Source organism: Pseudanabaena minima str. Chao 2107 (assembly GCF_051131155.1).
Taxonomy (GTDB): domain Bacteria; phylum Cyanobacteriota; class Cyanobacteriia; order Pseudanabaenales; family Pseudanabaenaceae; genus Pseudanabaena; species Pseudanabaena minima.
Genome location: NZ_CP159508.1, coordinates 1,346,496 through 1,362,808, shown reverse-complemented (window position 1 = coordinate 1,362,808; position 16,313 = coordinate 1,346,496). Strand labels below are relative to the sequence as shown.

The following is a 16,313-nucleotide window of genomic DNA, read 5'->3' as shown; positions in this document are numbered from 1 at the left end:
CAAAAAGAATAAATGCAGTTCTCTCTTGCATATGCCTATTTAAAAATCAATAGATTATTGATTTTTTAGTAAAAACATTGATTCATGAATCAATGTTTTTACTAAAAAATCAGGTTCACTTATAGCAATCACCTACAAAAGTATATGAAATTGCTATAGATGATTGCATATTACTTTGCTTTCGCCTTTTGTTGTTGCTTTTCTTGACGTTTTTCAGCTTGTTTTGCTTTTTCTTTTTCTCTTTTTAAAGCATCTTTTGCCGCTTTCGCAGCCATTTCTGCTTTATATTTAGCCTCCCTTGTTTCTTCCTCTCTTTTTTCTTGATAGTAGGCATAGTCACCTGCATACATACAGAGATCGCCATCACGAATTTCGACAATTTTATTTGCCACTTGTGAGATGAAATAGCGGTCATGAGAGATTACAGCGACTGTCCCTTCATACTCACGCAAAGCTGCTTCTAACATCTCCTTGGCAGGAATATCAAGGTGATTAGTCGGCTCATCAAGGATCAAAAAGTTTACAGGGGTAAGCAACATTTTGGCGAGGGCAAGTCTTGCTTTTTCGCCACCACTAAGGTCACGTACTTGTTTAAATACAGTGTCACCACTAAATAGGAATTTACCCAACACACCACGTACTTCTTCATGGGTCATCTTGGGAAAATCATCATGGATTGTATGAAATACGTCCTTATGTAAGTCCAGAGCTTCGGCTTGGTTTTGTTCAAAATAACCAACTAGCACGTTATGACCGAGGATTATTTCGCCTTCGTTATAGGCTTCTTTGCCAACCACCATTTTCAATAGTGTGGATTTTCCTGCACCGTTGGGTCCTAGAAAAGCAACGCGATCGCCTCTTTCGATTTCCAGATTTGCGCCCAAAAATAGGATCTGATCGCCATAGGCATGGGTGAGATCTTTAATCTCGACTGTAACGCGCCCACTGCGAGAAGCAGGTGGAAAATGAAATTTTAAGGTTCTGACATCACTTTCGGGTGCTTCGATACGCTCAATTTTGTCTAGTTGTTTTTCACGGCTCTTGGCTTGGGTACTGCGCGTAGCACTTGCTCTGAAGCGATCTACGAATACCTGTTGCTTTTCGATATATTTTTGCTGACGCTCAAAGGCAGCTCCCTGTGCAGCTTTTGCTTCAGCTTTTTGAGCTAGATAAGATGAGTAATTACCTAAATAAGTCATCGATACGCCACGCTCAGTTTCCACAATCGATGTACAGAGGCGATCTAGAAATTCACGGTCATGGGAGACGATCACCATTGGGGTACTTAGCGATCGCAGATATTTCTCTAACCACTCAATTGTTTCCAAGTCTAAATGGTTTGTCGGTTCATCCAATAATAACAAGTCAGGCGATTGCAACAAAATCTTGCCTAAGCCCATTCGCATCTGCCAACCGCCGCTATATTCGCTGACAAAGCGATCGCCATCGTCAGTTTTAAATCCTAATTCTGGCAATAGCTTATCGATGCGGCTTTCTAGTTCATAGCCATTGTGATCTTCAAACTGGCGTTGGAGCCGATCCATTTTTTTGAGAATTGGCTCATAGTCTTCACCATCTTTTAAATTTTCTAGATGATGATGTACTACTGCTAGTTCTTTTTGGATTTCCCGCACTTCCTGAAATGCTTGCCACATCTCTTGTTTGACTGTGCGTGTCTCTTCGATGTCAAATTCTTGACTGAGATAGGCAATTTTGAGGCTAGAAGGACGGACAATTTGCCCTGCGGTCGGTTCGATTTCCCCTGCAATAATCTTTAGCTGTGTTGATTTCCCCGCACCATTTACGCCGACTAAACCAATGCGATCGCCTGTTTTGACTTCCCAGTTAACGTCTTTAAGGACTTCGCCAGTGGGATAAATTTTCTGAATGTGTTCAAGACGAAGCATAGATTTAGGGTAGCAACAAAACTTAACTTTTTATTAAGATTAACATTTTTTTGTAACAAATGCATCAGTCTACCCAAAACCCAGAAAGAAGAAATTACATTACTTACAGCGCTTTGTGCTTACTTAAAACCCAGAAATATTTTTGAAAGTGGTGCGAAACACCACTTTCAAAAATATTTCTGTACTACTCAAAGCTTCAATAAGCTGTATCAATGCCTTCTACAGATCGCCCCCTTCTTTTCTCCCATTCTGAGGGTAATCTTGAAATCTAGAAATTTAGAAGACTCTCCCTCTTGACTCTCACGTTAGGTGAGGGTTTTAAGATAAGAACATACCTTTTAAAGAATGAGAGTACACAAAGGAGTAGTTAAACACATGGAACCCATAACTTTTAAGGTCGGTGATTTATCGAAACGAACGGGATTATCAATCAGGACGCTACACTACTACGATGAAATCAAATTATTGTCTCCATCCCATCGGACAGAATCTGGTTATCGGGTTTATGGGAAGGAAGATATCATCCGTCTACAGCAGATTATTGCCCTCAAACAAATTGGGCTTTCCTTAGAAGATGTACGAAGTTGCTTGGATAATAGCGATCGCACCTTTATCGAAGTGCTTCAATTGCATATTGCTAAAGTTCGTAAACAGATAGACCTGTCTCAACAGCTTCTAGAACGATTGGAAAACGTTGAACAAACTGTCGCAAACCTTGATGTCATTCCTATTGAAGAAATTCTCCAGATTATTCAAGTTATGGACATGCTAGAAAACTACTACAGTCCTGAACAGCTTGAAATCCTGAAACAACGTCAAGAACTATTGGGAGAAGAAAGAATGCAACAGGCAAAAGTTGATTGGGAAACCTTAATTGCCCAAGTTCAGGCAGAAATGGAGAAGGGAACAGATCCAGCTAGCGAAGTGGTGCAAGTCCTAGTGCGCCGTCGGCAAGCTTTAATTCAGGAGTTCACAGGTGGTGATCCTGAGCTTGAATCAGCATTGAAGCAGATGTATGAACAAGGAGAAGATTCCGTTAGCGATTGGGGTGAGAATGATGCCTCCTTAGCGGCATATATGTCGCGGGCTCTTCAATGCTAGGGCGAAAGAAGTTTCTTCACAGCAAGCCCTGACACAGGATTAGTCGTGGAGATAGTATTTTGTAACAGTAGTGGACTGTTTCATCTAAAATAGTGCAATAGATACGGTTATTCTTCTTGCTCAAATACTGGATAAAGATGTTTCAGTTTGACTCTGGCATCGCTTGTCGAAAACCTCCATATTACTTTGGATGCATTCTGATTTCGAGACTTTTGCCAAGCGTCTATCTCCTCTTTGAGTTTGTCCTTGCTAGGAATCCGTCTATCTAAACATTGTTTTGATAAGACACTCAATTCGGTTTCGGCTACATTCAACCAACTACCATTACGCGGCGTATGATAAATTTCTAGTCTTCTTGCTAAACGATGAGCTTCTGGTGCAGGAAATGCTTCATACAGCGAAGCTATATTATGGGTATTCAGATTATCACTGAGTAGCTTTACTTTTCGTGCATTCGGATAGTCCTCATCCAACAATTGACGTATTTCCTCAGCCCAATCTATCCTTGTTCGACTATCTCGGCTACTCACCCGTCTCCATCCTCGATGAGGGTCAACAAACATGAATAGGGCTTGAACACCTTCACGCTCATAGTGGTAGTCTTCTTTTTTATCTTGTCCAGGTTGCATCGCTATTGGTGGATAAACCTCTCCGAGTAGTTGCTTTGATGCTTCATCCATTGCAATCAACGGTTCTTCTTCGCATGGCTCCGTGCTATACAAGTCAAGGACGACTTCCATTTCTGCCACAAATCTTGCTAAATCTCTTTCGGGAATACAAAATCTCTGGGTTTTCCAAGGTCGTAATTCGTTTTTTTTAGAGTACGCCACACCGTTGATGCGGAAATTTCGGTAATAACTTGTCTTTGCTTGAGTTCTGACGTTAATAGTCTGATTGTCCACTCAGCACGTCCTTCTGGTGGGTCTGCACAACACAGAGCAATTATGTGGGCTTCGCTAGAGCCATCGACCTTGGGCGGTGTGGGGGGCGTTTTCCTTAATTGTCTCTCTAGTGCAGGTTTTTCACCTTTTTGCAGAAATCTTTGGCGAATTCGACCTACGGTGTTTCTATGCACCTGCAATGCTTCTGCTATTTCTTCATCAGTCCATGTTCTCTTGCTGTATTTTCCTTCATCACACATCAGTAAAATTCTGGCGTGCAAGATCTTTTTTGCAGGTGCATAGCCATTTCGACTAATTTGTTCTAAGTTTTCTCTATCCTCTACTGTTAAATAGACTTTATCTCGCCTTCCTCTTCCCATGATTAGGGCTCTCCAAACCAATATCTATTGCACTATTTTAGATGAAACAGTCCAGTAGCGTGTGTTAGCGTCAGCGTAACGCACAAATTTTGGGTATTAGAAAGGTACATTAAATTGCATTAACGCACTCTACAAGATCAGCGATCGCGCTATCTCCTCAAGGCGATCGCTATTATTATGAGTCGTGATTTCTAGGCGATCGCATTAACAATCTATTTTTGAAACGTGATCGCTATTACCGTAAGTCGTGATTTCTAAGCGATCGCATCAACAATCTATCTTTGAAACGTGATCGCTATTACTGTGAGTCGTGATTTCTAGGCGATCGCATCAACAATCTATCTTTGAAACGTGATCGCTATTACTGTGAGCCGTGAGTTTTAGGCGATCATTTAATAATTATTAGTATTTGCTGCGGGACACATCTTGAAAGGAATTACCGATAATTTCTTAGAATTCAACAACGAGGTCAACAATTTTTTGATAGCACAATCTTGGCTAGAACCCGACAAGCTTTCCTTCAGGGCATTACCCACTTCGATATAGTATTATACGGTCGTGACAGGCGTATACCTATATTTTAACTAAACTTTCTAGGGCAGTTACTAATGCATCTAGCGACTTTCTTTTATATGCATTAAGGGACTTCTCTGGGTTCTCTGCAACACATTCTGAAACTACTCTTTTTACATTATGTTCTATATTTTCGTTCCAACGCTTACCCTGATTCATAAATACAGATTTCATACGCACTGACCACTTCAATTTACACCGAAAACTAGGATCCTCTAAATCAACCCCAAATTCATCATAGATTTTTTGTTTATAAAGGGATACTTCAAGGCAGTCTTCAAATTCCGAATCATTCATTCCCAAACAATTGAGCATCGTACAGTTTTTGATCGTGACAAGCCCTTCTTTGCTAGCTTTGTCATACGATTGTCTACCAGCATCATCGTTGTCAAGAAGGACATGATATATACACAATGAGTTATTAAGCAATGAGAGCTTATAGGATAAATTCCCAGCCCCTCCTATAGGTTCAATTACTAACAAATTATTCTTCATAAACTTCTCTAATTTTTCATTCAAAAAAGGCAAGAGAGATTTCAGGGCTATTGCATCCTCTGCTCCTTCCACAACTAATGCGTAATTAGCATTGATCAAATTGTCAGAAGCTCTAACGCCAAGAAGTTCTCTGATTGCTTTAATACTTTTAGCAGGAGAAGCTTTGCCATTGTCAATTATCACATTAGATTTTAGATGCTGCCTGTCTACGAATGATGGATTATGTGTAGTAATAATTACTTGGCTAGTACTAGATAAAGAAGTAATAATCTCAGTTAATTGATGAATAGCAGCAGGATGAAGATGAGACTCTGGTTCTTCAATGGCTACGATAGAGGCACTGCCTTCTACGTATCTGTTCTTCAGAAGTGCCAATGCAGCTAGACTCTTTACACCATCTCCTTTGAATTCTATATTTGTAGGCGTTCCATCATCAATAATCACATTAAATTCTTTTCTTAAAGCTGTACGTCTCTCCTGTTCTGGAATCTCAATTTTAACCTCAGTCATATTTGGTAAAAATTCCGACAAGGGTTCTTTGATTCTTTCTGCCAATTTATCTAAGATAGGCTGCTGAAGTTCTTTAATTATATTTAGAGCATTTTGATATTCCTGATTTCCTTCCAGAATTCGCAATTCTTGAGACAGCATATTGTCAATTACTAGTAAAGCCTGCTTGTCAGTTCTAACGGCAGGAATATAATTAAACGATATTTTTTGTGATATGAAATCCGCAATTCTTTTCGATTGAGAATTAAGATTTGCTGCTGCTTTTCCACCTTTACACACTCTAATTGAAGGAATGTTCTCCTTGCCCATCTTTATTTCTATAGGCAAAGTACCATTTAAGCTAGATTTGATAGCTTCCTTAAATTCAAGAATCTCTTCTTCATTCAGTTCAAACTCCAATCTAAAAATAGACTGATTTCCAGACTTTCTATTTTGGAGATTAATAGGAAAGTCTCTTTCCCATACATAAAAACTTTCGTCAGTACGATATCTATTTCTAACACCTACGACTCTTCTAGACGCAGCGTGTTCTTGAAGAACTTTCATCGTTATAAAGAGAGCCTTCAAGATATTTGACTTGCCTTCATTGTTTTTCCCAATTAAGACAGTAGTACTAGAAATTGGAATTTTATGTGCAGTAGTAATGCTCCGAAAATTGGTTACAGAAAAATTAACTAATTTCACTTTTGCTGATGCTTACCTTTTTACTTTTACTTTATCTGATGTTAAATATTAACCGATAAATTTCAGCCAATGCCATCCATCACTCTTACCCAAAGTCGTATAACTAGGAATTATCTTGCAGATTACAGGATAAATACTTATATAAGATAAATATTACATAAAATTGTCAAATAAAGAAACTAATAAATGTAATAACAAGATTTTTGCATTACCGCAAGTCTTGATTTCTAGGTGATCGCATCAATAATCTATCTTCTCAAGGCGATCGCTAGTACTGTGAGTCGTGATTTTTAGGCGATCGCCTCAACAATCAATCTCCTCAAGGCGATCGCTATTACTCTCTATTTATTTGCTGAATCGAGTAATTATTCTGGATTCAATTCTAAACCGCGATAGACTTGCTCAATGGGAAAGCTTAAGTTAATACTTTTTAGTTCTACGGTGTCGCCTTCTTGGTAGTTAATGATCAGCCATTCGCCAGCGTCATTTTTATGGTATAAATCCATTTCGATGCTGGTAGAACTGACTAATAAGTAATCTTGTAAGTGTGGATTTTTGCGGTACAGTCTAAACTTGCCACTGCGATCGTATAACTCAGTACTAGGAGATAGAACTTCAACGATTAAGCAAGGATAGGTAATATATTGGGTTGTAGATTTATCGCGATCGTCGCAGGTGACGCTGACATCAGGATAGGTGTAGTTATTTGTGCCAACAATATTAATTCTCAGGTCTGAGTTACCCGTGATACAACTACTAGGGTCTAAATGGGTGTCAACCATAGTCGCAAATCGAATTGCGATGCGGCTATGATTAACGCTACCACCGCTCATAGCGTAAACTTGACCGTTAATCAGTTCGTGTTTTTCTAGTTGCCTTTCTTCCCAAGCAAAGTATTCTTCTGGAGTTATTTGAGGAAGATTTTCTCTAATAGAAATCATTTTTTTGTAATGGATAATGGGTAATGGACTTTATTTAACACACCCTTGTATCTTGAGAACAAGGCAACCCGACGCACCCTAGGTAGAAAATACCGATTTGTAGCAAGGGAGCCTGATATTTTAGAAAAGAGCGTGGCGAACCAGTTCCACCAAGGTGCTTGACACCGTTTAGTAGCCATCGGAGCCACGCTTTTATCCCAATGATACAAGCTCGAACAATCGCTGGAGGAATAACCTCGCATTCGCAAGGACGAGTTATCAAAGGGACACAATAACTCAGCCCCAGTATAACCAATGAACATAGAAAAAATATGGATAGGAATAGATGTCTGTAAAGATGCTCTAGATGTCTACGTGTTACCGCAAGGTCTAATCTTGCAACAGCCCAATACCGAAATCGGAGTGCAAACCCTAATCAAACAATTACAACCAATTTCACCGAGTTTGGTGGTAGTTGAATCAACAGGCGGATTAGAACGAACACTGGTCAGTGGCTTGCAAACTGCGATGATTCCAGTAGCGATCGCCAATCCACGCAAAGTTAAAGGCTTTGCCACTGCTTTGGGAAAAGCGAAGACAGACAAACTTGATGCTGAAGTGATTGCTCGTTTTGCTCAAGCTGTACAACCTCAACCTCAAGCAATGGTCGATGCTCAGTCTCAACAATTGAGCGATCTCGTGCGTCGTCGTCAGCAGTTAGTGGAGAGATGCAGATAGCAGAGAAAAATCGTCTCTGCCGTGCTTCCAACACTGTTGAATCTGATATCCGCGATCATAGCGAACAGATCCAGAAACGGATTGAATCCCTTGACGAGCAAATTCAGACTCTGGCGCAACAGCAAAGTGATTGGCAAAGGAAACGGGAGATTTTGTGTTCTGCCAAAGGCATTGGCAAGGTCACATCAGCGCTTTGTTTGGCAGAATTACCTGAACTAGGAAAACTCTCTGACAAACAGATTGCTCGCTTAGTTGGTGTTGCTCCGATCAATCACGATAGTGGTAAACACAAAGGCAAGCGGATGATTCAGGGAGGTCGCACATCGATTCGCTGTGGCTTGTACATGGCAACTTTAGTGGCGATTCGACATAACCCAGTAATTCATGATTTTTATGAACGTCTGCTAGCAAATGGAAAGCTGAAAAAGGTTGCCTTAGTTGCCTGTATGCGAAAACTTCTGGTTATTCTCAATGCCATGATCCGCGATAACAAAACTTGGCAAGCTCCTACTTAGTTGAATGCTTGTACAATCTAATCAAGGACAAAAACGGATACACATTACCGTAATTTTGTCGTGCATATTTGGAATTTAGATTTTTTCTCCTTTCCTCTTGACTTTCAAGACAATCGCTACAAAATTAGCGATCGCAATGATGGTTTCACAGCACAAGCATACAGAAATATTGATTCCAAGTTTCCTTCGGTTACTTAATTTTAATATTAAGCAGTGTTGATTTCATTATATTAACTGATGTTATGTAGAAGCAATTCCTGCGATCTCGGAAGTCTGGGGCTGGCACGGGGGGCACAGCCCCTAAAGAATCTAAATTATTGAGGTAGGGGCAATCCCCCCGTGGTTGCCCTGCTTCGCTAGCAGCAAGCAATTCATCATCTGAGTTCCACGTAACATCAGTTAATATCTGATGTTACGTGGCGTTACCATTTCTTGAATCTCAAAACCCAGTAAATAATTTAAAAAAGCCTTGCTTTGCAAGGCTTTTTTAAAGCAAATTAGAATGGAATCCGAAACACTCGACCACCGCCAGTACTTTCTGTTACTTGCCACACTAGCCCTTGATCGCCAGTATCTCGCCAAGGCTGCTGGAAAACAGAGAGAGTTCCTTTAGCAGTTTCTCCTGCATTCACAACGTTTTTGCCAGAAGCACTGATGAACTGTGACGAAACTGTCTTTCCATCAGCATTAGTTGTCTTCGCAAATATAGGTACAAATCCAAAAGACTGACTGCTCTTGTTGACGATTTCTACATTCAGTATGTATTTACCGCTCGACTCAACCTTACCTCCATTAATATTGATGCTCACATTGTCGTTGGTTTGCCCAGCAACTACAGCCACCTTGCCTAAAGTTGGCTTATTACTGGGTTTGGAAGTAGAAGTTGGAACATCTGTAGAGGGTGGATTTTTAGCTTCCGATTTACAGAATGCACCCCGCGCCGCAATTAGAGCTTCAATATTCTCTAATGAGTAGCGATTGTAGTTGCGATTTTGGACGGCTGCTTGTAAATATCTCACTCGTTCTGAAGACGCAGGATGACTATCTAGCCAACCTGTCTGCCGATCTTTCTCATAACCACGCCAGCGATCAAACACACGATATAGTCCATCCGCAGAATAGCCAGCCGATGAGAGAATGCGCGTGCCTAAGAAATCAGCTTGTTGTTCAAGCGATCGCCCAAATGCAAGTTCTGGCTTGAGATACTCCAGAAATGTATTGATCAACCCAACTTTTTTTAAAGCTCTGGCTTTGGTTTCGGTAATAATCTTTTGATAGGAATGCGAAAAGACCGTATGGGCAATTTCATGACTGAGAATACCAGCTAGCTCTGCTTCCGATTCCATATCGGCGATCGCACCTGTATTGATGAAGATCTTGCCTCCTGGTAGAGCAAAGGCATTGAGAGAATTGTCTTGGATGATATTGAACTCATATTTGAAGTCATCCCGACCCGATAGTTTTGCCAATTTTTGCCCAAGGTTATTGATATATTCCGTCAGCTTCGGATCAGTTACTAACGACACACTCTGTTTGATTTCGGCAGCACTTTCTTCACCAAATCCCGATTCTCCTTTAAAAATTTGCTCAATGATTTTGCGATCGCCAGAAATAAGTGCAGTGATAAATGACTCATTTTTGAAGTCATTGATAAACTGATTCATGTAATCATCAGCCAGCTTCTTATATTTAGGAGCATCAGGATGTTCAGGATAGTTAAGTGCAAACTGACGGGAAGCAATGGAAGCTTCGACCTCCATCTTTTTAGATATAAGTAGTTTGAGTAATGGCTCTAATAAATCCACGCGATCGGGATAAATGCCATAGGCACGATCTAAGGTTTGGATCGCTTTATCTGGTTGATTCCAGCGTAGGGATGCCTCCGCGAACTTGATATGTCCAGTAATAAATTCAGGATAATTATCGGATAGCTTCTCCAAAGCAATTAATGATTTGGTGGACAGTCCAGCCTCTAGCCCTTCTTCAGCATTCTGCCAATATACCTTAGCGCCACTCGCTAGATTATCCACATTTCTTGTCGGTGGATTAGGCGCAGCTACGTTGGGGAGAGCTTTTTTCACAGATTGTTGCAATTTGATCGCTTCAGCCAGATTGTTACTCTGAATCAATCGATCCGCTTGAATTAGCACAGCCACACGTCTATTTCTTTCAATTGCTTCGGCATTGCCTAAAGACACTTCGGGGATCTTGATGCAATTACTTTGATTTTGAGTCTCGGCTTGACCAACAAAGAGAAACGAGATCACTAAGCCAATGCAGAATAGTGACATCCACCTCAAGACTGCTCGACGATAGACAGAAAATATTGGCACAATAAAATCCTTAAACTAATTAAATTATAAGTAATTCTAAATTTTTCAAACCTATCAAATTGTAAACAATCATTTATTTTATATAAATGCACTACATTATTGATTTATCTGCGAATAAGTACAGCAATATGATCTTTAAGGCTTTACACAAAGGTTTCTGCTCTTCTGTTTGGTTGTTGCCCCTTTCGATTGGTATATACGGAACTTGGACGCATTTGGGGCTAACATCTGCGGCAATGGCTCAAATTAGCTCACAAGAAAGTTCAGACAATAATTTCAAAGCAAAGTCATCGGATGCTGACATTTTGCAAAAGAATGGGATTGCATTACAGAAAAAAGGACAACTTAACTCCGCATTAGAAGCTTTTCAGCAAGCATTGAAGCTTAGCACCGCAGAACAGGATCGCGCTGGACAAGCTCAAGCATTGAATGGTATAGCCTCTGTTTACAACGACTTGGGGCAGTTTGTACGCGCGATCGAATCCTATGAACGCGCCCTTAAAATTAGCAAAGACATTAAAGATGCCTTGAGCGAGAGCAGCATTCTCAACAACATGGGCATCGTCTATCGCAACTTGGGACAATTTGATCGCTCGATCAAACTCTATCAAGAAGCTCTCAAACTTCAACAGAAATTAGGCGATCGCTTTGGTATTGCCAGAACAATTAACAATTTGGGACTGGTCTATCGCAACAACAAGGAATATGCCAATTCTCTAGATTATTATCGACAGGCTCTAGCGCTGACCAAAGAATCGGGCAAAAATCCCGCAGGTGAAGCCGTAATTCTCAACAACATCGGCTATCTTTTGAATGAGCGCGGACTGAATGCTGAGGCTTTCAAAAGCTATCAGCAATCCCTAGAGATCAGTCAAAAGTTGGCAGATCGAGTAAATGAAAGCATCACTCTCGGCAATATAGGACTGCTCTACAACAGCCAAGGACAGTTTGAAATCGCGCTCGGTTACTATCAACAGGCTCTAGCCATTAGTCGCCAAACAGGCGATCGCGCAGGTGAGGCTAAGCTCTATCAACATATTGGCTCACTGCTCAAAGAACGTAAGCAGAATGTTTTGGCGATCGCCTATCTCAAGCAATCCGTTAATATTTATGAGGAGATTCGGAAAGACCTCAACTCCCTAGCGCGACAGGAGCAAAAACTCTACGCAGACACAATTGCGCCAGTATATCGTCGGCTTGCAGATTTACTTTTGCAGCAGGATCGCGTGATCGAGGCGCAGCAGGTGATTGATCTGCTCAAAGTGCAGGAAGCGGATGACCTCCTTAAAAATGTCCGTGGCAATGAACAAACTGCCAAGGGCGTAGAGTATCAGCCTGTAGAAATGCAAATGATCAATTTGAATAGAGAACTTGCCGATTTACAAGTACTAGAAAATCAGAACAAGTTAACTCCTCAACAAAAGGAACGATTAACCTATCTTGTCAATCAAGAGAAAGAAGCTAATCGACAATTCAACGCTTTTTTGAATAGTGCAGAAGTGCAGAAACTAACTACGGAGCTAAATAACGATATCCAACAGCAAAATGTGAATCTCAAAGCGATCGTTAACCTTCAAAAAGAACTCAAGCAGTTAAATGCAGTGATTATTTATCCACTGGTACTGGAAAGCAGGCTGGAAATTGTATTGATCACTCCTTCATCTCCACCCATACATCGTGCAGTTCCAGTCAGACAAAGAGAAATTAGTGCGGCTGTCGATAAATTTCGTGCAGATTTACGAGATGCAAGTAATTTTGATTTTAAAGATACTTCCCAACAGTTTTATAAATGGCTGATTGCTCCCATCGAAGCTGAATTGCAACAAGCTAATGTACAGACAATCATCTATGCTCCTGATAGTAGGTTGCGTTATATTCCCATTTCTACTCTCTATGATGGCAAGCAGTTTTTAGTGGAGAAATATAAAATCAACAATATTACTGCTAGTTCACTGACGAATTTTAATCGACCTTCAGTAAATCAACCCAAAGTCTTCGCTGGGGCTTCAACTACGGCTCATAGCGTGAATGTGTTGGGTAAAACTATTTCCTTTGTTGCTATTCCTGCTACCCAAAAGGAAGTCAAAAATATTGTCAGTATATTCCCAAATGTGACAGAACTAGTTGATCAAAATTTTACAAAAAACTCAACTAAAACTGGTACAGGTTCGCATACAATCATTCATCTGGCTACTCACGGTTCTTTTAATACGGGTACACCAGATGAATCTTTTTTGATCTTTGGAGATGGCGATCGCTTGACCTTAAGAGAAATTGAGACTTGGGTGCTCAAGGGCGTAGACTTGGTGGTTTTGAGCGCTTGTGAGACAGGAATCGGTGGCAAATTAGGTGATGGAACTGAGGTGCTAGGATTGGGCTATCAATTTCAGAATGCTGGCGCAAGAGCCGTAATTGCCTCTCTATGGACAGTGGATGACGGTGGAACACAGAAACTAATGGATGCATTTTATGCCAATCTTAAGAAAGGTATTTCCGCTACAGAGTCATTACGTTTAGCACAAGTAGCATTAATCCGAGGTGGTGAACCCTTCGATCATCCTTACTTTTGGTCTGCTTTCTTTCTAATTGGCAATGGGCTATGAGATATAAGGTGGAGCAAACAGAATAACGTTTTGTAATATGTCTTGAAATTTTGCTCTAACTGCTCAACTTATAGCAAGCAAAGATTTGAGAGAATTTAAAGCGATAAGAATGGACTTATAGCTGTTGCCATTCTTGTTAGGACATAAAACCCAAATAATGTGAGGCGGCGCGAAGCGCCGCCTCACATTATTTGGGTTTTGATTTGTCCTAATACAGGTGAATATAGCTATAGTTTTCGCCTTCGTCGAACTGTCGTTATATTAGGATCTGTTGAATCATTGCAGTGAGTTGCTTGAGTTTAATTGGCTTACTCAGATAATAATTAGCCCCAGATTCTAGACATCTATCGCGATCGCCTTGCATCGTCAAAGCAGTTAAGGCAATGATCGGAGTTTCGCGTAAACTCTCTTGTTGACGAATCTGCTTGATTGCTTCTAAACCGTCGATTTCAGGCATTTGAATATCCATCAAAATTAAATCGGGTTGATGCGATCGCGCCAGATCGATCGCCTCTTGACCATTATTTGCGAAGATCATGCAATAACCTTTCGCTTCTAAATAACTGGCAATGGTCGCCACATTAGCGGGGTTATCTTCTGCTAGAAGAATCCGATAAGAGTTGGTGTTGCTAGAGGATGGGGATAGAGCAATGTCAGAGGCGATCGCTTGTGGCTGGCTAGGTATGCGGACTTCAGGACTGTAGGGCTGATCCACAGTAAAGCAACTGCCTACGCCAAATTCACTGGTTAGCCCCACTTTGCCGCCATGCAGTTCCACCATTTGTTTTACTAATGCTAGACCTAGCCCTGTTCCCATTTGCTTGCGGTTGAGAGCGCTGTCAATTTGGCTAAAGGGTTTGAAGAGGCGAGAGATATTTTCGGGACTGATGCCGATACCTGTGTCGGTAATGGAGAAGCGCAGATAGTGAGGGCGATCAGTTTTGGGTTCGGGCGAAATCAGAGAAACTGCAAGTTTGATGCTGCCGCCCTCTGGAGTGAACTTGACCGCATTGGTCAGCAAATTCAGCAATACTTGCCTGATCCGAACTTCATCAACGTATAAATTCAGTAGATTTGGCGGTATTTCTGGGGCTAGGCGGATTTGTTTTTTGTGGGCTTGCTGTTTGACGAAGGTAACAGCAGAGCTACATAGTTGTTCCACCTCAACGGAACTGAACTCTAACTTTATTTCTCCTGCGGCGATTTTTGCTAAATCGAGGATATCATTGATGAGAGTCAGTAGATGGTTGCCACTATTTTCGATGAGGCGGAGTGCTTTAAGTTGCCTTTCATTAATAGTGCCAAAGATTTCGTCCTGTAAGGATTCGGTCATACCGAGGATCGAATTGAGTGGAGTCCTGAGTTCGTGGCTCATATTTGCAAGAAACTCATCTTTGAGGCGAGTGGCGCGTTCTAGTTCGGCATTGGTGATAGAAAGTTGTTGATTCCGTTCTGCTAGTTCTTGTTCTGCCTGTTTATGCTGTGTGATATCACTGTTAACGCCCACCATACGAATAATATTTGTAATTGCTCAACCTATAGAAAACAATGATTTGAGAGGATTCAAAGCGATAAGAATGGACTCAAAAGCAGAAAAGCCTTGTCTTTTTCCAGTATTGACAATGGAACGAACAGCCGCAAATAAGTCACGCCCCCAATCGGAGCGAAAACCATTCGTAACTTTTCTAAAAATGACACTCCAACGTAAAGCCTGTTCGCTAGAGTTATTAGTTGGCGGGATGGTGTGGTCATCCAAAAACAGAAATAAGTTTTCTCGTAATTCTAGATATCGCTTCTGTAATCTAAGTCCATCTTCTTGAGTAGGTAACAGAGCTAAAATATTGTCGAGGTCTCGATACAATCGACATCGATATTGATAACGAGTAGAGTCAGCTAAATCCGACCATCGCCTTCGCAGCACCAAAGCTCGTAGCAGCAGCTTTTTCATCCTGCCAGAGAAAATCTGGTCTCCTGCATCAATTCCATACTGACAATCTCTGAGTTGATGGGCAAGACAAACTTGCCATTCTGTCGCTGGATTGGTCTTTTGGGCGCTAAACAAATCTGATACCCACACCTCTGGTTGATGCTCTGCCATCACTTCGGCGATGACATCTGCGCCTCTAGACGGTCGGATGATATGAAAACATACTTGTTCGTTCTGAAATACCCATTCCCATTGATTTTTACCGTTTACCCTTGCACTGGTTTCGTCACTGCATACTAGACGAGATGTTTTTAGGGCTTGGAGTATTCCTGTCACCTCCGACTCTAGTTGTCCTTTCACCCTTGTTAAGAGATTGGCGATACCTCCTTCTGATATCTCTAAGCCAAATACTTCACTCAGCATTTGCTGCATTCTTCCATAGCTTATACCGTGACTGTATCTCATCGTTGTCACTAGGGCAGCTATTCTTTCTCCAAAGGGACTTCCTACTTCAAGTCCTACGGGTAATGCTGCGATTTGTTCCTGTCCACAATGCTCACACTTGCATCCATACCTTTCGATTCTGGTAACGATGGGCTTGATTGGTGGTATATCGATCTTGTCGTATCGTTCCAGTAATACCTGCATTGATTCAGCGATCTCTTTCCCACATTCTGCACAACTTTTTACAGTTGCTTTGAGCGTTTGGTCTGGATTTTCACTCAGTTGACGACCTCCTCCATCTC

General features: G+C 41.2%; 9 protein-coding genes and 1 pseudogene. 3 read left to right on the top strand and 7 right to left on the bottom strand.

The annotated features are described in order from the left end of the window. Positions 1–170: 170 nt before the first annotated feature. Positions 171–1,907: an ABC-F family ATP-binding cassette domain-containing protein gene (locus ABM313_RS05860; protein ID WP_434686748.1), complete on the bottom strand. Its 1,737-nt coding sequence runs from the start codon at positions 1,905–1,907 to the stop codon at positions 171–173. Between the two features lie 375 nt (positions 1,908–2,282). On the opposite strand from ABM313_RS05860, the gene ABM313_RS05855 reads away from it, so the two are divergent. Continuing rightward, on the top strand, positions 2,283–3,008 hold the full coding sequence (locus tag ABM313_RS05855) for a MerR family transcriptional regulator (RefSeq protein WP_434686747.1): 726 nt from the start codon (positions 2,283–2,285) through the stop codon (positions 3,006–3,008). Positions 3,009–3,115: 107 nt separating this feature from the next. On the opposite strand, the gene ABM313_RS05850 is transcribed toward ABM313_RS05855, so the two are convergent. The 3 genes from ABM313_RS05850 to ABM313_RS05840 form a co-directional block, all read right to left on the bottom strand. Further along, positions 3,116–4,269, bottom strand: a protein-coding gene (locus tag ABM313_RS05850; RefSeq protein ID WP_434683792.1) for an IS630 family transposase whose coding sequence is annotated in 2 segments (ribosomal slippage) — positions 3,116–3,828 and positions 3,828–4,269 — 1,155 coding nt in all. Because the reading frame shifts where the segments join, the coding sequence is not laid out codon by codon here. A gap of 573 nt (positions 4,270–4,842) precedes the next feature. Further along, on the bottom strand, positions 4,843–6,531 hold the full coding sequence (locus tag ABM313_RS05845) for an ATP-dependent nuclease (RefSeq protein ID WP_434686746.1): 1,689 nt from the start codon (positions 6,529–6,531) through the stop codon (positions 4,843–4,845). Positions 6,532–6,896: 365 nt separating this feature from the next. Continuing rightward, positions 6,897–7,472, bottom strand: coding sequence for a Uma2 family endonuclease (locus ABM313_RS05840; RefSeq protein ID WP_434686745.1), 576 nt, complete (start codon positions 7,470–7,472; stop codon positions 6,897–6,899). A 294-nt stretch (positions 7,473–7,766) separates the two neighbouring features. On the opposite strand from ABM313_RS05840, the pseudogene ABM313_RS05835 reads away from it, so the two are divergent. After that, a pseudogene (locus ABM313_RS05835) lies at positions 7,767–8,704 on the top strand (IS110 family transposase). Positions 8,705–9,201: 497 nt separating this feature from the next. Here the strand turns inward: ABM313_RS05835 and ABM313_RS05830 are convergent. Continuing rightward, entirely contained in the window at positions 9,202–10,995 is a 1,794-nt protein-coding gene (locus ABM313_RS05830; RefSeq protein ID WP_434686744.1) for a M48 family metalloprotease, read from the bottom strand. Between the two features lie 128 nt (positions 10,996–11,123). Here ABM313_RS05830 and ABM313_RS05825 point away from each other — a divergent pair, with 128 nt between their 5' ends. Further along, positions 11,124–13,640, top strand: coding sequence for a CHAT domain-containing protein (locus tag ABM313_RS05825; RefSeq protein ID WP_434686743.1), 2,517 nt, complete (start codon positions 11,124–11,126; stop codon positions 13,638–13,640). A 256-nt stretch (positions 13,641–13,896) separates the two neighbouring features. Here ABM313_RS05825 and ABM313_RS05820 read toward each other — a convergent pair whose 3' ends face one another. Both ABM313_RS05820 and tnpC read right to left on the bottom strand, forming a co-directional pair. Continuing rightward, complete coding sequence (locus ABM313_RS05820) at positions 13,897–15,150, bottom strand: response regulator (protein ID WP_434686742.1); 1,254 nt, start codon at positions 15,148–15,150, stop codon at positions 13,897–13,899. A 21-nt stretch (positions 15,151–15,171) separates the two neighbouring features. Then, positions 15,172–16,293, bottom strand: coding sequence for an IS66 family transposase (gene tnpC / locus ABM313_RS05815; RefSeq protein ID WP_434688378.1), 1,122 nt, complete (start codon positions 16,291–16,293; stop codon positions 15,172–15,174). Positions 16,294–16,313: the final 20 nt, after the last annotated feature.